Source organism: Enterococcus hailinensis, assembly GCF_045862035.1.
Taxonomy (GTDB): domain Bacteria; phylum Bacillota; class Bacilli; order Lactobacillales; family Enterococcaceae; genus Enterococcus_A; species Enterococcus_A hailinensis.
In genome coordinates, this window is the sequence record NZ_BAAFRV010000008.1 from 1 (window position 1) to 20,740 (window position 20,740).

At 36.3% G+C, this 20,740-nt stretch carries 19 protein-coding genes; all 19 read right to left on the reverse strand.

Annotation, left to right across the window (positions count from 1 at the left end):
• Positions 1-74: 74 nt before the first annotated feature.
• A complete protein-coding gene (locus tag ACKTSC_RS07530; protein ID WP_407857260.1) occupies positions 75-332 on the reverse strand; it encodes a hypothetical protein in 258 nt (85 codons plus the stop codon).
• Complete coding sequence (locus ACKTSC_RS07535) at positions 329-1,051, reverse strand: EAL domain-containing protein (RefSeq protein ID WP_407857261.1); 723 nt, start codon at positions 1,049-1,051, stop codon at positions 329-331. Before ACKTSC_RS07535 ends, ACKTSC_RS07530 begins: the two co-directional genes overlap by 4 nt.
• 395 nt (positions 1,052-1,446) lie before the next feature.
• The gene (locus tag ACKTSC_RS07540; RefSeq protein ID WP_407857262.1) at positions 1,447-2,949 is read right to left on the reverse strand and encodes a helix-turn-helix domain-containing protein; all 1,503 of its coding nucleotides are present in this window, start codon (positions 2,947-2,949) and stop codon (positions 1,447-1,449) included.
• Between the two features lie 209 nt (positions 2,950-3,158).
• A complete protein-coding gene (locus ACKTSC_RS07545; protein ID WP_407857263.1) occupies positions 3,159-4,202 on the reverse strand; it encodes a SepM family pheromone-processing serine protease in 1,044 nt (347 codons plus the stop codon).
• Positions 4,199-4,687, reverse strand: a complete 489-nt coding sequence (coaD, locus tag ACKTSC_RS07550; protein WP_407857264.1) for a pantetheine-phosphate adenylyltransferase — start codon at positions 4,685-4,687, stop codon at positions 4,199-4,201. Before coaD ends, ACKTSC_RS07545 begins: the two co-directional genes overlap by 4 nt.
• 1 nt (position 4,688) lies before the next feature.
• Positions 4,689-5,243 (reverse strand): 16S rRNA (guanine(966)-N(2))-methyltransferase RsmD, encoded by a 555-nt coding sequence (gene rsmD, locus ACKTSC_RS07555; protein ID WP_332580146.1) that lies wholly within the window; start codon positions 5,241-5,243, stop codon positions 4,689-4,691.
• 134 nt (positions 5,244-5,377) lie between these two features.
• Entirely contained in the window at positions 5,378-5,725 is a 348-nt protein-coding gene (locus ACKTSC_RS07560; RefSeq protein ID WP_332580155.1) for a YlbG family protein, read from the reverse strand.
• Positions 5,712-6,137, reverse strand: a complete 426-nt coding sequence (locus tag ACKTSC_RS07565) for a YlbF/YmcA family competence regulator (RefSeq protein ID WP_332580145.1) — start codon at positions 6,135-6,137, stop codon at positions 5,712-5,714. Before ACKTSC_RS07565 ends, ACKTSC_RS07560 begins: the two co-directional genes overlap by 14 nt.
• A 1-nt stretch (position 6,138) precedes the next feature.
• A complete protein-coding gene (locus ACKTSC_RS07570; protein WP_407857265.1) occupies positions 6,139-7,251 on the reverse strand; it encodes a CAP-associated domain-containing protein in 1,113 nt (370 codons plus the stop codon).
• Between the two features lie 13 nt (positions 7,252-7,264).
• The gene (locus ACKTSC_RS07575; RefSeq protein ID WP_407857266.1) at positions 7,265-10,687 is read right to left on the reverse strand and encodes a pyruvate carboxylase; all 3,423 of its coding nucleotides are present in this window, start codon (positions 10,685-10,687) and stop codon (positions 7,265-7,267) included.
• Positions 10,688-10,692: 5 nt separating this feature from the next.
• Positions 10,693-11,883: an FtsW/RodA/SpoVE family cell cycle protein gene (locus tag ACKTSC_RS07580; RefSeq protein WP_332580142.1), complete on the reverse strand. Its 1,191-nt coding sequence runs from the start codon at positions 11,881-11,883 to the stop codon at positions 10,693-10,695.
• Between the two features lie 3 nt (positions 11,884-11,886).
• Entirely contained in the window at positions 11,887-12,189 is a 303-nt protein-coding gene (locus ACKTSC_RS07585; protein WP_071858771.1) for an Fpa/YlaN family protein, read from the reverse strand.
• A 323-nt stretch (positions 12,190-12,512) separates the two neighbouring features.
• Complete coding sequence (typA, locus tag ACKTSC_RS07590; RefSeq protein WP_332580141.1) at positions 12,513-14,342, reverse strand: translational GTPase TypA; 1,830 nt, start codon at positions 14,340-14,342, stop codon at positions 12,513-12,515.
• Positions 14,343-14,461: 119 nt separating this feature from the next.
• On the reverse strand, positions 14,462-15,217 hold the full coding sequence (locus tag ACKTSC_RS07595) for an inositol monophosphatase family protein (RefSeq protein WP_407855710.1): 756 nt from the start codon (positions 15,215-15,217) through the stop codon (positions 14,462-14,464).
• A gap of 33 nt (positions 15,218-15,250) precedes the next feature.
• Positions 15,251-15,520, reverse strand: a complete 270-nt coding sequence (locus ACKTSC_RS07600) for a UPF0223 family protein (protein ID WP_332580139.1) — start codon at positions 15,518-15,520, stop codon at positions 15,251-15,253.
• 139 nt (positions 15,521-15,659) lie between these two features.
• Positions 15,660-16,508: an aldo/keto reductase gene (locus ACKTSC_RS07605; protein ID WP_407857267.1), complete on the reverse strand. Its 849-nt coding sequence runs from the start codon at positions 16,506-16,508 to the stop codon at positions 15,660-15,662.
• A 59-nt stretch (positions 16,509-16,567) separates the two neighbouring features.
• A complete protein-coding gene (gene lpdA, locus ACKTSC_RS07610) occupies positions 16,568-17,974 on the reverse strand; it encodes a dihydrolipoyl dehydrogenase (protein ID WP_407857268.1) in 1,407 nt (468 codons plus the stop codon).
• Positions 17,975-17,981: 7 nt separating this feature from the next.
• A complete protein-coding gene (locus tag ACKTSC_RS07615) occupies positions 17,982-19,637 on the reverse strand; it encodes a dihydrolipoyllysine-residue acetyltransferase (protein ID WP_407857269.1) in 1,656 nt (551 codons plus the stop codon).
• Between the two features lie 125 nt (positions 19,638-19,762).
• Positions 19,763-20,740: an alpha-ketoacid dehydrogenase subunit beta gene (locus tag ACKTSC_RS07620; RefSeq protein ID WP_332580135.1), complete on the reverse strand. Its 978-nt coding sequence runs from the start codon at positions 20,738-20,740 to the stop codon at positions 19,763-19,765.

The window sequence follows — 20,740 nt, forward strand, 5'->3', positions numbered from 1 at the left end:
GATTCAGCTCAACAATCATCTGTTTGAAATTTTCTTCGTATCGGGTCATAAAATCCATCCTCTCGTAGATAAGTTTAATTTATTTCTGTCTCTACGAAAAGTTGTCTAAGATTTGATACTAACACCAGATAGCAAATAAATCCGACAAGATTATGAGAAAAAGTTAAAATAAAGTATTGATGAGTAAACAATAAAAGAACAATAATCATGATATGTATAAATTTATTAGAGACATTTTTTTCAATGCTACGAATAAATAAATCAGCAGTTGCAAGTAGTCCTGCAATCATTAACGGAAAAAGAAAAGCTGTAATAAAAATAGAACTCATCATTCGATCTTCATCTCCTTACTTGACCATAAATAACCTTGTTGCAGGAAAATATTAGCTTCAACCAATTGGTTCGACATATTTCTACTTTCGACGCCTTCAACAACAAAGCGTTTATTTTTATTTCTAGCAACAGATGCCCATTTTTTAGCTTTTTCGATTTTATCCTCTTCTTCTGCTTTTTCGAACGGCAGTAAAGAAAATTTAAGGATCTCAATTTGATGTATATTAAGGTCTACAGATTCCAAAGTATTTAAGCCTGTACCCACATCATCAAATGCAACGAAGAAGCCCAACTGTTGAATTCGTTTAAGACTTCCTGGTAAAATATCTTCTCGGTAAACTTTTGAATCAGCTACACTAGTATTATGTTCAGTTATTTCTATCAGGAGCTTCTGATTAAAAATTTTCATAGTACTTAGAAATGTCCAAGTACCTGCATATGACAATTGAATCGGATGAAGATTAAGAGTCACATGGATTTTTGGATTTTCAGATAAAAAATAGGTCAATTTTTCCTTATACCAGCTTAAAAAGAGCCTATTAGCTTGTTCATCATAAACTAATCGTAAAAAATCACTCTTAGGAAATTCATTCGTACTCGTGGAACGCAACAATACTTCATACATTTCGATTTTTTCAACTTCTTTACAAAAAGATACAATTGGTTGTAAAGATAAATAGAAATTTGATAAACAATCTTTCAAATATCTTCCATCCATAACATTCTCCTTTAAATTCTAATTTATTCAAAAAATTATTTTCCAGTTAAATATACTAATATAATTTAAATATCTCTACGTTAAAATATGCTAAACCATTATTTATATTCTATCTATGCTTATTTTTTTGTAATTATTTAAATTTTTTAGATAAAAAAATAACTTTCGATTATTTAAGCAAAAAATTTAGTTTTTTTCCATATCTTTTTTTTCAACATTCACTATGTATTCTAAAATCAAATAGATAAATACACAAAAAGATCCTTCATTAAATGAACGATCTTTTTGTGTATTTATTATTTTTTATTTAATTTAAAATTTTTTACAAAAATAATTTAAATACCTATTCCTCCTAAGGGAAGAATGTTTTCGTAGTTAATAATTCCGTTTACTTTCTATTTCAATTGCATAACTCTAGAATTACTTTTATCTGAGTCAATATAGATTGCCTTTCGCAATTCTTCATAATCCTTTGATTGTGGAATATAAGGAATCCGATAGTTTAGTACTGTGCAGTTTTTGATTGGATGGTTGCTTATTACTATATCAGCCCTGTATTTCAATAATATTCTATCCGTTATTTCATGTGTTGAAATAAAAATTAATTCTACTAAATCACCCAAGTGATCCGCTAGTTTGACTCTAAGCAAATTGGATAATCCAGTCTCGCCTGAAAATGAGCAGATTACTCTCTTTTTCGTTCTACTAGACTGAAAAAATTGACTAGTTATTAACGTTAAATGTGCAGCGATTCCCTCTATAAATTCAATATCAAAAGATAAAGAGTTGATATATTTGACAATTTTTTGCTTCCATAATTCAAAAACGCCTTCATTTTCTTCGCGTGTATAGAAAATTAGTGTATCTGTAGCTAATTGATAAATCGGTGAAAGCTGAGATAAATATCGAATATTTTTCAAATAGGAAAAGACTGAGAAATGAAAATCTCCGTAGCCACTCATATTTAGCATTTTAGCTGTTTCTTGAATCATTTGATAAAAAACCCCATCCGTTTCATCAAAGGAACTATCGCGATGCATAGATCGGTTTTTAATCTCGCCAGAGTAATCTACCGTATCTAACGTTGTTACATAGGCCCAAACAATTTCCTCTAACGGCAAAACAGTATTCTCAATTAAATTGTCCTCTATTAAACGATACGTTCGTTCAAACTCTAAAAATTCTTTTTCTTTAGAAATAGCTGCGACTTTCTCAGCAGGTAGTTCTACATATTGTTGATTGATTACCCGAATCCGAGCAATAGATAACCATCGAACTAATTTATAGTAGGTTATATTTAAAAGCTGTTTTTGCTTTTTAGATAATATTTCTCGCATTTCTTGTAACAGTCTTTCGTTTTCTTCAGTATCATGATCGGGATGAGCCATGAAAAACTGTCTAAATTCAGTGAATAAGATATGAAAAAAGTAGCGTTTATTGATTTCATCACCAATTAAATCTACTTCATAAAAACTCAATTTCAAATTAAATCGTTTTAAAATTTTGTTATAATGTTCAATCCTGCTTCTGATTGATCCTTCAGAGCTAAAATGCATTTCAGCTATTTCATGAAGTTTAAATTTCCGATTATATAATATATTTTTGAATAGATTATACATTACATTATCTTTAGCAACTTCTAATAGAAAATCTTGGACCAAATATCCTGCCTGGCACTTTAATTGTAACTCGTGACCATTGTACTCAAGTTGAATATATTCAGGAATTCGATTGATCAAATTATCAATATCTGTATTGAGAGTTATCTTAGTAATATCAAGTAATTCACACAAATCGATAGCCTTAATTGATCCGTCAGTTTTACTTAGTGCAGATAAAATCATTAACAGGCGTTTTGTTTTTTTTTCATAAATCAAATCATAAAAAAGATTATTCATTTCTATTCACTCATTTCTATATTTATAGCATTTTTATAAAAAATAATTCGCCCATTACTTAATGATATGATTTTTTTAATTAAAAATCTAGTAAAAAATGAATAAAACAAATTATAATATATGTTATTTATGATATATTAGAAAATTTTAGAGAGTGCTTATTTTTTTAGCAAAAAAAGAGTTCTGATAATTTATCAGAACTCTTTTTTCTATTTCATTTGTTCTAAATAATCTAAAGCATCTTGTGCTGTTTTAACAGGAACAATTTTCATCTCAGTGCCTAATTTTTTAGCTGCTGCTTTAGCTTCTTCATAATTGGATTTAATTCCTGGCTGTGCTTTTTTCATTTCTTTAGTGATTTCATCATTTGGAGCAAAGAAGATTTTTGCGCCGCTAGCTGAAGCACTAGCTACTTTCTTATCAATACCACCGATTCGTCCAACGTTTCCCGCAGAATCCATCGTACCGGTACCGGCGATTTTTTGACCATGTCGTAAGTCCTTATCAACTAATTGTTGATAAACCTCTAAGGTGAACATCAAGCCTGCAGAAGGGCCACCAATGCTTCCAGCATCGATTTTCACTTTCTCCTGCGATTCAATTTCAGTATGGTCAGTCAGACTGATTCCGATGCCAGGCTTTTTATCGGTTGGAAGTTTGATTAATTTTTCAGTCGCTTCTTTTGTTTTGCCATCATGGATATAGGTCACTTTCATTTCCTGACCAACTTTTTGTGACTTCACATATTTCATAAATTCCTCACTGCTTGCAAATTCTTTGCCATCAGCTTTTGTGATCGTATCTCCAATCGAGATTTTTCCAGCAAAATTAGAATTTTTTTCTACTCCTAGAACATAGACCCCTTTATATTTCATTTCATAAGGTTTATTTGCTAATTTCATTGCTTGCTCAATCGCAAAATTTTGAGAAGTTTCCATATTGAACTGTTGAATCTGTATATATTCTTCATCGCTAGCTCCACCAGTTAGATCTTCAGCAGAAATAATCTCGTAAAACGGTTCAAATTTGGCTTTGGCCATTGTAAAAACCGTTGCGCGACGAATACCGACTGAGGTCAAACTGAAGGAACCTTTTTGATCATCTTTGTTATCATTGACCGTGATCAATTCTTTTAAATTGATAGTATCTCCCGGCTCTTCAATATAATATGGTAAAGGTACTATCACACAGGCAACTGCAACCAATGCGATGAAAATCAGCAGGAGCCGCTTAACTAATTTATTATTTTTCACAATTGTTCACGCTTCTTTTCCAATGCTCGAAAAACAGGTTCCGGCAAGTATTCTTTTATATCTCCATTGAAAGTCCAAACTTCTTTTAATAAGGAAGAACTAATATGACTGTATTTCGGTTCAGCTAATAAGAAAACAGTTTCTAAGTCTGGCGCTAAATGCTGATTCATCAGAGCGATTTCTTGCTCGTATTCATAATCTTTAATACTACGAATCCCCCGTAATAAAAATTTAGCTCCTAATGTTTTAGCTACGTTTACAGTTAGATCACTCTCTTGTGCCAATACACGAACGTTGGCTAAATGACTGACCGATTCCTTAATGATTGTTACTTTTTCTTCCGATGTAAAAAAGCTTTTTTTATTAGTATTTACGAAAACGCCAATAACCAATTCATCAAATAGTTGTGCTCCACGTTCAATCGTACTTAAATGACCCATCGTTAACGGATCAAAACTGCCAGGAAAAAGAGCGATTTTTTTCATTTTAATCCTCCCAATCGTAAATAGTTACTGCTGTGATCCCATAATCTTGCCGCTTACGTTCTTTTAAGTTTCCTATTTTTTCTGGTAATTCAACTGCTTTGTCCGTTTCGCAAACAATGATTGCATTTGTTGTCAGTAAAGCATGATCTAAAAGCTGCTCAATTTGTTTTACAATTTCTTGCTTCGCATACGGAGGATCCAGCAAAACTAAATCAAATTTTGTTTCTGTTTCTACTAAACGTTGAATCGCTTGGTTTGCTGGCATTTTCAGTAATTGAAAAGCTTCCTCATTTTTAGTCATTGCGACGTTCTCACGAATAATTTCCATCGCTCGAAAATTCTTTTCTACTAATACCGCTTTGTCCATTCCACGAGAGACCGCTTCAATCCCTAAAGAACCACTTCCAGAGAAAAGATCCAATGCTGCACCACCATCAAAGTAAGGGCCAATCATATTAAAAATCGCACCTTTAACTTTATCTGTTGTTGGTCGTGTATTGTTTCCACTTAAAGTTTTTAATTTACGTCCACCGTATTCACCTGAAACTACCCGCATGTTTTGTCATGCCTCTCTTTCCTCATCTAACAAACTTAATTTTTTAAAAGATTCTCTTATAGATTCACTGACTTCACTATTATCAAAGAAAAAGATGAAAAATGTTTGAATAAATCAGACATTTTTCACCTTACTTAGACTGTTTCAGCTAGTCGAATCTTTGTATTGGCTTCTACGACATCCAACTCATCGTCATCTTTAACTTGGTATGCAGCTTTTGTTCCGATACGATCAGCAAAATTCATTTCGATATCTGGTCGGTAAGAACGTTCAACTTGACGAACAAAATGCAAAGCTTGCAATTTCTCTTCCGTTTCGTCTGCAACTTCTTCATTCACATACAATACAACATATTTCATTTTTCTCGAAACAAAATGAATTAAGCCAAAACGTTTCAATGTTTTTAATTGTTTCAATGAATAGACCCAGACAATCATCCCACGTCTTTTTTGTACTACGAATTCTGTATTATCCATGACAATTCCCCTTGCAACCATGATTTCCCGTTTCGAAAAAGGGATTTCCAGCATCTACTTTGATTTCATTTGAAATGGTTGTTGCCAAACGTTGACCAATTTCATCCAATAGTTGTTGTAGCTCGGTTTCAGCAATTCGAAAGGCAGCAACTTTTTCATTTAAGTCTAAAGCACGTTTGCTTGATCGAACACTTCGTTGTTGTTCACGATATCCCGGCGCGTACTCGCCATATGAAGAAATCCGTTCAAATTTATCTTTTGTGGCTTGAAAAACTTTTCTTAATTCAGCTACTTCAGGACAATCATCCATCTCTTTTTTAGTCAGTAAATAATTTTGATAATTTTGACTGGCTAAGATAGTTTGAATCAGTAGGCGATTTTGGTCTTCTAATTGGAAGAACGCTTCATTAATAATCAACTTACTCACTATCCTTTGTTTTTTCTGGTTCTTGTTTCAAGATTAGCACACTTTCTTGATCAATTGCAACGCCTAACTCATCTGCCTCAGGATCGTCAAAAATATCGACTAGATGACTATGACTGATCCATTCAAATAGATTAAATAAAGGATCTACTGTAGGTGTATAACTAAATCCAGTTTTATATTCAACTTGATTTTCTTTAGCCAATTTTTTAAATTCACTGTCTTTGAGTTCGAAAGATAAATTACTCAAATGTGCGCTTTGGTCTGTTTGCCACTCTTCTAAACGTTCCTTATTCAATACTTTTTTAGGACTATTTAAAAATTCAGAGAGCATTTTTTCACTATCGCTTGTTGCACGTTCTGAAACCAGATTGGTAGTCTTTTTATGTAATGAACGATAGAGATTGATTGCTTCAGCTAAATTTTGTTGTTTTTCTCGATTTAAAGTGGACCAATCAAGATTGCTTTCTTGAACACGATTAGCCAACGGATTGCCACTGTTGATTTGATAAGGCATCAAGCGCAGTAGACTTTCCAAGTCGGCATAGACTGCTCCGATCATTTTTTCTGTTTTGCCATTGAAAAAAAGCATCGCAAAAGTATTATTATCAAACGCGATCAACGGTCGAAAGCGCATATCGCTTTCACTTAATTCAACTGCAACCGGTTCTTCATCATAAGTCAAAGAAAAATCCGCTGATAGATTAATTTGATCCGATAATTGATTGCTCGTCATTCCAAATTTAAACGGCTGCGTGTCCGCTGATTTAGACATTATCTTTATCGTACTTATCTTATCCGCTTCAATGTTCACTTCTAAGATTCCCTTTTCAAAAGGATACTTTCTAGTTTGAAAAAAGAAACCGCTATTCTCGATTTTCGTTGGTTGTCCAAAAACTTTTTCAAATTCAGCTACAGGTTGAGAAATATATTGTGCATAGCCAGCTGTTTTTATTTTTTGAAATTGCAATGCCTTATGTTTTACCACTTGGTTTGTCGCAGGTTCTACACTAACCTTTTTTTGAGCGGGTGGAAAGAGGACTGGTTGCAAATAATAACCAATCAATACAATACATAGGATGCTAATAAAACCAATCACTCTTTTCACTTAACAACGCTCCTTACTTTTCGACAACTTCAATCAATAAATCACCAGAAGAAATGCTCTCGCCTTCTTCAACATATAAATGAGATACTTTACCTGCAAAACGAGCATCAATCGATGTTTCCATCTTCATCGCTTCAGTAATCATCAATGGTTGCCCTTTTTCAACGCGATCGCCATTTTTAACTAAGACTTTTAAGACCGAACCAGACATCGTGGCACCAATTTGTTCCCGATTTGTAGGTTCTGCTTTACGTTTTGTTTGAACGGCACTCTTGATAGAAGCATCTTTAACTACGATTTCACGACGTTGGCCATTTAAGTTAAAGAACAACGTACGATTTCCTTCAATATCTGCCTCGCCAATTTCATCTAGACGAATAATCAGGATTTTACCTTTTTCAATTTGAACATTGACGGTTTCACCTAAGCGCATACCGCTAAAGAAAGTCGGAGTGTCTAATAAAGTAACATCTGCAAATTGTGCATATGATTTTTGATAATCTAAAAATACTTGCGGATACATCAAGTAGCTTAAAACATCTGTTTTACTTGGTTCAAAACCAATCAATTCCTGTAGTTCTTGTTTTACTTTATCAAAATCAACCGGTTCAGCAAATTTACCTGGACGTTCTTGCATTGCGGGACGTCCTTGTAAAATAATTTGTTGTAATTTTTCTGGGAATCCACCCACAGGTTGACCCAATTCGCCTTGGAAGAAGCTAATGACTGAATCAGGATAACTCAATTCATTTCCACGTTCATAGATGGCTTCTTCAGTTAAGTCATTTTGAACCATGAACAATGCCATATCACCAACCACTTTTGAAGATGGGGTTACTTTTACGATATCACCAAACATTAGATTTACTGTTTGATACATCTCTTTGATTTCATCCCATTTGTCACCTAAGCCAACTGCTTTTGCTTGTTGCTGTAAGTTTGAATATTGACCACCAGGCATTTCATGACTGTAAACTTCTGTTTGAGCCGCTACTAAACCATTTTCAAAACTTGAATAATATGGGCGTACATCTTCCCAATAATGATTGATTTGACGAACATTTTTAAGATTTAGTTCTGGTGCACGGTCACCGTATTGCAACGCATAATATAAACTGCTCATACTTGGCTGACTAGTAGCTCCGCTCATCGCGCTAGTCGCTACATCGACCACATCAACGCCTGCTTTGACTGCTGCTGATAAGGTAATGATCCCATTTCCAGCTGTGTCATGAGTGTGCAGATGAATCGGTAGATCCGTTGTTTCTTTTAATTCGCTAACTAAACGATACGCGGCTTGTGGTTTCAACAACCCAGCCATATCTTTAATAGCAATCATATGTGCACCGATAGACTCTAGTTCTTTCGCCATATTTTTATAATATTGCACATTATATTTTGTCCGTGATGGATCTAAAATATCGCCGGTGTAACAAATCGTACCTTCAGCAATTTTTCCAGCATCTCGGACATATTGAATGCTTTTCTCCATTTGTGGAATCCAATTTAAGCTATCAAAAATTCGGAACACATCAATTCCATTGTGGGCGGCTTCTTTGATGAATTCTTCTAGAACATTATCTGGATAATTAGAATAACCCACGGCATTTGAACCACGGAATAACATTTGAAGTAATGTATTCGGCATTGCTTTACGCATCAATTTAAGACGTTTCCAAGGATCCTCAGTTAAAAAGCGATAAGCGACATCAAATGTTGCCCCGCCCCACATCTCACTAGAAAACAACTCCGGAATACCTTCGCCAGTTGCTTCAGCAATCGTCAATAAATCATGGGTCCGCACACGCGTTGCTAATAAACTTTGATGTGCATCACGGAATGTTGTATCCGTCAATAGGACTGGATCTTGTTCTTTGATCCAATTAGTTACCGCTTCTGGACCGGATTGATCTAAGATATTTTTTGCAGTGATAATTTTTTTATTTTCGATTTTAGGCATCCGAGGATTTTCAAAATAACGTTTTTCTTGTTTGTCGATACCAGGAAAACCATTTACTGTGATTTCTGAGATATAACGCATTGTTTTATTCCCACGATCACGTACACGTGGAAAATTGAATAGTTCCGGCGTGTTATCAATAAAGGTAGTTTTTGCATTTCCGCTTTGGAAAACAGGATGACTGATCACATTGTGCATGAATGGGATATTGGTTTTAACACCACGAATTCTAAACTCAATCAAACAACGTTGCATTTTTTCAATTGCTTGATCAAAAGTTAACGCATGGGTACATACTTTAACCAATAATGAATCAAAATAAGGTGTTACAGTTGCTCCGGCATACGCATTCCCTACATCTAAACGAACGCCAAAACCACCTGGTGAGCGATAAGTATCAATTTTCCCTGTATCTGGCATAAATCCATTCAACGGATCTTCTGTCGTCACACGACATTGAATAGCCGCCCCTGAGATTTTTATATCTTCTTGTTTGGGCAAACCGATTTCTTCATGTAAATCTTTGCCTTGAGCTATTAAAATTTGTGAAGTTACGATATCTACACCAGTAATCAATTCAGTGATAGTATGTTCTACTTGGACACGAGGATTTACTTCGATGAAATAAAAGTTGTTCCCTTCAACTAAGAATTCGACTGTTCCTGCATTAACATACCCAACATGTTTCATTAATTGAACTGCTGCTTGACAAATTTTTTCACGCTGCTCATCATTTAAAGATACACATGGTGCAACTTCTACTACTTTTTGGTGGCGACGTTGAACCGAACAATCACGTTCAAATAAATGCAGAACATTTCCATGTTCGTCACCTAAGATTTGGACTTCGATATGTTTAGGGTTGGCAACATATTTTTCAACGTAAATCTCGTCGTTACCAAAAGCTGCTTTCGCTTCACTTTTTGCACGGTCGTATCCCTCACGAGCTTCTTTCTCATCATGGGCAACACGCATCCCTCGACCGCCACCGCCTAATGCCGCTTTGATCATGATTGGGTAGCCATGTGACTCTGCAAAAGCTAAGACACCTTCAATTGTATCCACTGGACCATCAGAACCGGGAATTGACGGAATCCCTGCTTCTAAAGCAGCTGTTTTAGCTTTGATTTTATCGCCGAAAATATCTAAATGGTGCAAGTTAGGTCCAATGAAAACCAAACCCTCTTCACTACAACGTTTAGCGAACTCAAGATTTTCTGATAAGAAACCATAACCAGGGTGAATCGCATCGACATGAGCTTCTTTTGCTACTCGAATGATATCTTCAATATCTAAGTAGGCATCAATTGGTTTTTTACCTTTACCCACCAAATAAGCCTCATCTGATTTAAAACGATGAACAGAATAAGCATCTTCCTCTGCGAAGATTGCAACTGTTTTGATATTTAATTCATTACACGCACGAAACACCCGCGTTGCGATTTCTCCTCTATTTGCTACCAATACCTTTTTCATACACTTCACTCCTGACTTTTTAAGTATTCATACTCGAATGCAAGTTTTGTTCGTTTCTCATCAGCACTGATATTCAACGCAAAAGCAACGCCGACAGACAAGACGAGTAGACTGTTTCCCCCTTGACTTAAGAACGGGAAAGTGATCCCTGTCAAAGGAATAATTCCTAAAATACCACCAAGATTAATAAAGACTTGTAATAACAACAAACTTCCGATTCCAATACAAATTAATGAATTGAATGATTTCTTCGATCGAATACCTACTAAGAAAATTCGAACGATCATAAAAATCAAGATTCCTAAAATAATCAAAGCGCCAATTAATCCAACTTCTTCTACAACAATCGCAAAAATAAAGTCAGTATGGGCTTCACTTAGAAAACCTTTTTTCTCAATACTATTTCCAAGTCCTCGACCGAACCAACTACCATTATACATGGCATAATAACCATTTACCATTTGGTGGCCTTGGTCAAGCTCATATTTGAAAGGATTTTTGAAACTTTCAAAACGACTAAAAATATATTGCAACCGGGCAGGAAATATTTTTTCTCCAAAGTGGGTCAACATTTCGATCACTAAGAAGCTCCCAACTATTCCTCCACCACCGATGATCACACTGTAAAACCAATTGATTCCGCTCGATAATAATAATACAACTGCTAACAACGTAATAATGGCTGCATTTCCCATATCAGGTTGGATTGCAACTAACAAAATCATGACGATCACTAAAATCATTGGACGTTTCATATCAGTCACAAAATTATTTTGAATGGTATCTTGGCGTTTAGAAAGAATATATGATAAATACCAGACAACCATAATTTTAAGGTACTCGGCCGGCTGCATACTAAAAGAGCCAATTCTGATCCAACCTTTAGCACCATTTACCTCATCACCGACAAAAAATACAATAATCAACAGCAAAAAAATAAAGTAAGTAGCTATAATAATCAACTGCTGACTTTTCAATACATCTGTTTTCATTTTATACATCAAACTAATCAAGATTAAACTTAAAACCCAAAAAATACCTTGGTTCAATACCAAGCTCGTTGGGCTTACATTGTTCGATATTAATAAATAGGAAGTTGAACTGTATACAAAAATCAATCCGATAACCGTTAAAATCAAATACGGTATCAAGATACTATAATCTAAAAAATGACGTTTCTTAATTTTCGTTGGCAAGAGCTAAGCCTCCCAGCCGGCATCCGTCAAATCTTGACGAGTTTCGTACAATTCTGTGTAAAGACGATTCAACTCTGCTTCTAATTCACTCAGCATTCGTTGCCCTTCTCCACGATTTAGAATACCAACTTTTTCTGCAAAAAAAACTTGGCGTGAGAAGCCGTACATTTGAGTGTCAACGACCTCTTCAAAAGCTTTACACTGAGAAATACAAAGACTATTGGTCTGATTGCGGATCAATAATTTGATACGATCTGCATCCTCTTGTAATACTTTAATGGCAAAATCAGAAGAAATATTTTCCATTTTGCTTCCCCTCCTATCTTGATTCCAACATTATAACATAGAAAAAATTCAAAAAGGAAAAAATTACGCGAGACTAAGCTTTTTCTAAAGCTTTCGTTCGGATTTAGACTTTTGCACAGCCTATTAAATATTACGATAAGGTTACAAACCCAAAAACTATGCCAAAAGTGCAGAAAATCAATTCTTTTGCGTAGTGTATTCGTGAAACAAAACTCCAATATGAAACATAACGTTTTTTTGCCATTTAATATATTCAATTTGATTTGAGTAAAATTAAAAAAAGCCACGCTTCATTTAGCGTGGCTTTCAAAGATATTTAAAATCTATTTACGTTTTTTTGCAGCTTTTTCACGTTCAGATTTATTTAGAATTTGTTTACGTAGACGAATAGATTCTGGAGTAACTTCACAGTATTCATCGTCGTTCAAGAATTCTAATGATTCTTCTAACGTTAAGATACGAGGTTTTTTGATAACAGACGTTTGGTCTTTGTTAGCTGAACGGACGTTAGTCATTTGTTTAGCTTTAGTAATATTAACACCAAGGTCATTATCACGACTGTTTTCGCCGACGATCATACCTTCGTAGATTTCTGTAGTTGGTGCAACAAAGACCGTTCCACGTTCTTCTACACTCATGATTGAGTACATTGTTGCTTTACCATTATCGACAGAAACAAGTGCACCGTTACGACGGCCACCTAAACCACCTTGGATCATTGGTAAATATTGATCGAAAGTATGGTTCATGATTCCGTAACCACGTGTCATTGATAAGAATTCAGTAGTGAATCCAATTAAACCACGAGCTGGGGCTAAGAAAATCAAACGTACTTGACCATTTCCAGAATGAATCATATCTTGCATTTCAGCTTTACGTTGTCCTAAAGCTTCGATTACACTACCCATATATTCTTCAGGAGTATCGATTTGTACACGTTCAAATGGTTCACATTTAACGCCATCAATAACGCGTTCAATAACTTCTGGACGTGATACTTGTAATTCATAGCCTTCACGACGCATATTTTCAATCAAGATTGATAAATGCAATTCGCCACGACCAGAAACTGTCCATGCATCAGGAGAATCAGTATTTTCTACACGTAGTGAAACGTCCGTGTGCAATTCTGACATTAAACGTTCTTCAATTTTACGTGAAGTAACGTATTTACCTTCGCGTCCAGCAAATGGTGAGTTATTAACTAAGAATGTCATTTGTAATGTTGGTTCATCAATGTGTAACACAGGTAGTGCATCTTGATGGTCTATAGGTGTCACTGTTTCACCAACGAAGATATCTTCCATACCTGAAACGGCAATCAAATCACCTGCTTGTGCTTCTTGAACTTCTAAACGTTGCAAGCCGAAGAAACCAAAGATTTTTGTTACACGGAAGTTTTTGATCGAACCATCAAGTTTCATAACAGATACTTGGTCGCCGACTTTCATTTTCCCACGGAAGACACGGCCGATACCGATACGTCCAACATAATCATTATAGTCTAATAATGATACTTGGAATTGTAAAGGTTCGTCGCTGTTGTCAACTGGCGCTGGAATTTTTTCAACGATTGTATCAAAAATTGGTGCCATTGTTGCTTCTTGTTCAGCTGGATCATCTGACAAGCTTGATGTTCCGTTGATTGCTGATGCATAGATAACTGGGAAGTCTAATTGTTCATCATCCGCACCTAATTCGATAAATAATTCTAACACTTCATCAACAACTTCTTCAGGACGAGCTGAAGGTTTGTCGATTTTATTTACAACAACGATTGGTGTTAAATGTTGTTCTAAGGCTTTTTTCAAAACGAAACGTGTTTGAGGCATTGTACCTTCATACGCATCGACAACTAAAAGAACACCATCAACCATTTTCATGATACGTTCCACTTCACCACCGAAATCGGCATGTCCTGGTGTGTCCATGATGTTAATTTTGAAGTCTTTGTAGTTTACTGCAGTATTTTTGGCTAAGATCGTGATACCACGTTCTTTTTCTAATGCATTTGAATCCATTGCACGTTCTTGTAAATTAACGTGACTGTCTAGGGTATCAGATTGCTTTAACATTTCATCAACTAATGTTGTTTTACCATGGTCAACGTGGGCGATAATTGCTACGTTGCGAATATCTTCTCTGTATTTCAAATTAATTGCTCCTTTTCTTGTAACGCGAGACTCACTCGATTGACAATTATAACAGAAAATCGTAGAGAGTGTTAGTAAAACATTTTCACTTTTTCAGAAAAAATCATTTCTTAAGAATTTTATTGATCAAAAGCCTGTATTTCCGCCATTGCTGCAGCAGTCCCACCAATAAAAAATTCACGCGTATTAAAATGTAATGGTTGCGCGTTTGCGCCATGGAAAGTCATACCTAACTGTTTCATCATGATCGTCCCTGCAGCATAGTCCCAAGGGCTCAAAAGACTCATATAGCCAATTTGAGTTCCTTTTAAGATGGCAATAAAATCTAAGCCTGCACATCCCAAAACTCTAATTCCCATTGATTCTTTTGCGATTGTTTGGGCATGATAGTGATTTTCACGATATAAACCGGCATTCATCCCCATTAAACCTTGACTTAATGATTTATTTTCAGGTTTCGCTAGTTCCTTATGATTATAAAAAACTTTCCCCACCTTTGGACCACCCCAGAGAAGTTCATCACGCATAACATCATAAATGAATCCTAATTGACCCATACCTTCTTCATAGACCGCAATCATAATACAAAAATTTTCTTGTTGCATCACGAAGTTTAGTGTTCCATCAATTGGATCAATTACAAAGACCCGTCCTTTATCGATGGGTGTTTGATCTTGACCATTTTCTTCACCTAATATCTTCGCATCTGGATCAAACACATGGATTTTATCGACAATAAACTCTTGTACAGCTTTATCCACATTTGTAACAAGATCTGTTCTACCGCTTTTCTGGTCAACTTTTAGTGCTTCGCCCAATCCAGCTTTTATCTTTTCAGCAGCTTCATAGATCCAATCAATAATCTGTTTTTCCATAATCTCCCTCCATATCTGCTAGTAATCTTCAACTCAGATTTTAAAACGTTTAGAATCAGTCATTTTTGCCTGTTGAACTGTTCGATATAAAGAATAGCCACTGATTTGTTCAAAATCTCGACCGAGTCTTTTTTCTTCTCCGATACTTTTAATAACTGTTTTAAATTCTTTATAGCCAACCATAAATTTTTCTTTGTCAACACTTGTCTCATTGGCTTCTTCAACAAGATTTAAAAAAGTAATTACTTTCGCTAATTCTTCATGTGTCCAATCCTCATCGATTGGATAACTATAATTTGCCATTTGTTTTCCACCTCATTCATTAGCTAGTTTACCACAAGAATGGAATCCACTTTACTATAAAACCTATCCAGCTAAAAAAGCTAATTACACAACTATGAGTAATCAGCTTTTTCAACTTATTCACTTGGAAAATAATTGATCAGAGCATCGCTAAAGACTGTTTTTTAGTAGGTTTAGGATATATTCGATCAATTTCAGCTAATTCATTTTCAGTCAAACTTATTTCGGCAGCATTTATATTCTCAATTACATGCTCACTGTTACTTGATTGCGGAATAGCTAATGTATTATTATTTCGAAGTGTCCATGCTAATAGAATTTGAAATACAGTCGCATGGTGGTTATCTGCGATTGCTTGTAAAATTTTTTGTTGCTGAAACTCATTTCCTAGCGTATCTCCTTGGGCAATCGGTGAATAAGCAATCAAAGGCAGCGCATGTTCTTGCATCCAAGGAAGTAAATCATATTCGATACCTCGGCTACCTAAATTGTACAAAACTTCATTAGCAGCACAATATTGGCCATTAGGTACTGCATAGAGTTCTTCCAAATCTGCAACATCAAAATTTGAAACGCCCCATGCGCGAATTTTACCGGCTTGTTTTGCTTGTTCTAACGCTTCTACTGTTTCTTCTAAAGGAATCGACCCACGCCAATGCAGTAGATATAAATCAAGGTAGTCTACTCCTAAACGCTCTAAACTCTGATCAAGGCTGACGGGCAACTGCTTTTTTGAAGCATTCCAAGGATAGACTTTTGAGATCAAATATAAATTGTCGCGATTTAGCGAGTTGATCGCTTCTCCTAACACCAACTCAGAATTTCCTTCTCCATACATTTCTGCTGTATCAATGACAGTAATACCTGCTTCGATCCCTTTTTTAATCGAATTAATTTCTTGCTTTTTTAAACGAAGGTCATCGCCCATATGCCAACTTCCTAAGCCAATAATAGGCACCCGCTTTTCTCCAATTTTTATTGTTTGCATACTTTTACCTCCTAATAGAAAAGCACCGTACAACAATTGTTATACGGTGCAACATTCATTTAAATATGAATCGGCATTCCTAATGCTAATTCCGATGCATCCATTACGATTTCACCTAATGATGGATGGGGATGAATTGTCAATGCGATATCTTCAGCGTTCATACCTGACTCAATCGCTAATGCAAGTTCTGAAACCATATCACTTGCACCCACTCCAGCAATTTGACCACCGATGATGACATTGTCTTCGACAGTAGTCACTAAGCGAATAAATCCTTCTGTTTTTCCTAATGATAACGCACGACCATTACCAGAGAACGGGAATTTGAAAGCTTTCGCTTCGATTCCGGCTTCTTTCGCTTCTTTGATTGTCATACCGACCGTCGCTAATTCTGGATCAGTAAAGGCTACTGCAGGCATCGCTTTGTAATCTACTGCCACTTTCTTACCAGAAATTGCTTCTGCAGCAATTTTAGCTTCATAACTAGCTTTATGAGCTAATGCTGCGCCCGGCACGATATCACCGATAGCAAAGATACTTGATACATTTGTACGACCTTGTTTATCTACAGTAATCAGACCACGATCGGTCATTTCAACGCCGGCTTGTTCTAAGCCCATGTCATTTGTGTTCGGACGACGACCTACTGTTACCATAACGTAATCCGCATCGATCGTTTGTTCTTTTCCATCCACTTCATAACGGACAGTTACGCTGTCTCCATTATCAATCGCTTCACGAGCCATCGCTGAAGTAACAATATTAATTCCTTTTTTCTCAAAATCTTTTTCAACTAATTGAACCATGTCTTTTTCATAAGTTGGCAAAATTTGAGGTGTGCCTTCAAGAATAGTAACTTGAGAACCTAGGTTAGCATAAGCACCGCCTAGCTCAGCTCCGATTACACCGCCACCAATGATAACAAATTTTTCTGGCACTGATTCTAAAGCCAAACCGCCAGTAGAATCTAAAACACGGCCGCCAAATTTAAATCCTGGAATCTCAATAGGGCGAGACCCAGTTGCAATAATAGCATTATTGAAAGAATAAGTTTGAGCTGATTCTGGATGGATCACACGTAGTGTTTGTTCATCAACAAAGAAAGCTTCTCCTTCAATAATCTCTACTTTATGTTTTTTTAATAAGAATTTAACACCGCTTGTCAATTTATTAACGACTTCATTTTCTTTCCACTCTTGGGTCTTGGCAAAGTCTAGTTTCACATTTTCACTGCTGACACCAAACATGGTCGAATCTAAAGAATCTTGAAAATGATGTCCGGCAGAGATCAGCGCTTTGGAAGGTACACAGCCGACGTTTAGACAAACGCCGCCAATGTATTCCCGTTCAATGATCGCTACTTTTTGTCCCATTTCTGCAGCGCGGATAGCGGCGACATAGCCGCCAGGTCCCGCACCGATTACAACTGTATCTAATTCAATGGCAAAATCTCCAACTACCATGATTTTATCATCCTTCCATTAATAATAATTCTGGATCAGCCAATAAACGTTTGATATTATTCATGGCTTTTTGCGCTGTCGCGCCATCAACGATTCGATGGTCGAAGCTTAATGAAAGTTTCATTACGCGTCCAACTGCTAATTCACCTTCGTCATTAACGATCGGTTGTTGTGCGATTGTTCCGACTCCAAGAATCGCTACTTCAGGGTAGTTGATAACAGGTGTAAACCAACCGCCGCCTACTGAACCGATATTTGAAATAGTAATCGTTCCATTACGCATATCGTCTGCTGCTAATTTCCCATCATGAGCCAAAGCGGCTTTTTCATTGATTTCATCAGCAATGTTAAACATGCCTTTTGTATCCGCATTTTTGACATTTGGAACATATAATCCATGATCCGTATCTGTCGCAATACCAATATTATAGTAATTTTTATAAACGATCTCTTGTGCTGAATCGTCGATTGATGCATTTAAGACAGGATATTTTTTGACTGTCGCTGTCAAAGCTTTAACAACATATGGCAAGAACGTCAATTTAGTCCCATTATCCAAAGCAACTTGTTTGAATTTTTTGCGGTGATCCCAAAGTTTAGACACTTCTACTTCATCATGTAATGTTACATGTGGTGCAGTATGTTTACTATTGACCATCGCTTTTGCAATTGCTTTACGTGTTGGTGTCATTTTTTCACGTGTTTCCATTTCACCCATAGTAGATACAAATGGTTGCGCAGATTTATCTGCTTTGGTTGGTGCTGACGATTCTCCTGCTGTTGATTTAGATGCTGTATTTTCTGCTTTGGTTGGTGCTTGTTGGTCACCAGAGATAAACGTATCGATATCATCTTTGATGATTCTTCCACCTTTACCTGTCGCAGTTACTTGAGTAATATCAACATCTTTTTCACGTGCGTATTGACGAACAGATGGCATAGCCAAGACGCGCTTATCTGGATTGCTTGATTCGACAACTGTGGTATCACCCTTTGCTTCAGCTTTTGGTGCTTCAGCAGTTGATGATGATTCTGTCGGTGCTGCACTTGAATCATTGTGCCCTGGTGCATCGATTTCGACTAATACGTCGCCGACATTAGCAACTGTTCCTTCGTCAATAATGATTTTCTTGACTGTTCCTGTTACAGGTGATGGGATTTCTTCGACTGATTTATCATTTTGTACTTCTAATAATGTGTCGTCTTCATTGATTGTATCACCAGCTTTAACGAACCACTTTACGATTTCACCTTCTGCGATTCCTTCACCAATATCTGGTAATTTAAATTGGAAAACACCGCCGCCAGTACTTCCAGCATTTGTATCTTCACTTTTTTCAGTATCTTCTGTTGGAGTAGCTGCTGGGCTTGATGGTGTTTGTGATTCTGCGGAAACACCTGAATCTCCTTCATTGTCTTCATGTCCTGGTGCATCGATTTCGACTAATACGTCGCCGACATTAGCAACTGTTCCTTCGTCAATAATGATTTTCTTGACTGTTCCTGTTACAGGTGATGGGATTTCTTCGACTGATTTATCATTTTGTACTTCTAATAATGTGTCGTCTTCATTGATTGTATCGCCAGCTTTAACGAACCATTTTACGATTTCGCCTTCAGCGATTCCTTCACCAATATCTGGTAATTTGAATTGATAAGCCATGATATTCGCTCCTTATTTTACTAATGTATTTATTTTTCGAAAAAATAAACCGCTTGCCTCCATTAAGTACCACTCATCAAAACACTTTCAAGCCGCGTTTTGACGAATGGTATTAGTACATCAAATTAAAATGTTGCGATTTCTCTTGCTTTCGCTTCGATATCGGATGCATTTGGCAACCAAATACCTTCAGCTTGTCCAAATGGGAAAATTGTATCTGGAGCAGAAACCCGACCGATTGGCGCTTCCAAAGAAAGAATTGCTCGTTCTGAAATCTCAGAAATAACTTGTGCAGAAACACCAGCTTGTTTTTGAGCTTCTTGAACAACAACTACACGACCAGTTTTTTCAACTGATTTGATAATTGTTTCTACATCTAGCGGAGCGACAGTGCGTAAATCAATGATTTCAGCATTGATATTATCTTTAGCTAAATTATCGGCTGCTTTGATTGCTTCACGAACCATTGCGCCATAAGTGATGATTGAGATATCACTGCCTTCTTTTGTAACAGCTGCTTTATCCAAGGGTACTTCGTAGATTCCTTCTGGAACTTCTTCACGGAATGAACGATAAAGTTTCATATGTTCTAAGAAAACAACTGGATCATTGTTACGGATTGAAGCAATCAATAATCCTTTTGCATCATAAGGATTTGAAGGAATAACCACACGTAAACCAGGAGATTGAGCCATCAAACCTTCTAAGTTATCTGAATGTAGTTCTGGCGTATGAACACCGCCACCAAAAGGTGCACGAATTGTGATTGGTAAATTACGGGTATTTCCCATACGATAACGAGTACGAGCCATTTGACCTACGATTTCATCCATTGCTTCAAAGACGAAGCCGAAGAATTGGATTTCTGGGACTGGACGGAAGCCTTGTAACGCAAGACCAAAACCAAGTCCGGCAATTCCTGATTCAGCTAAAGGTGTATCAAAAACTTGATCTTCGCCAAATTTTTCTTGAAGACCTTCTGTCGCACGGAAAACACCGCCATTTTTACCGACATCTTCACCGAAAATTAAAACTTCTTTGTCTTTTTCAAGCATCAGAGCTAAGGCATCTGTAATTGCTTGGATCATTGTTTTTTGTGCCAT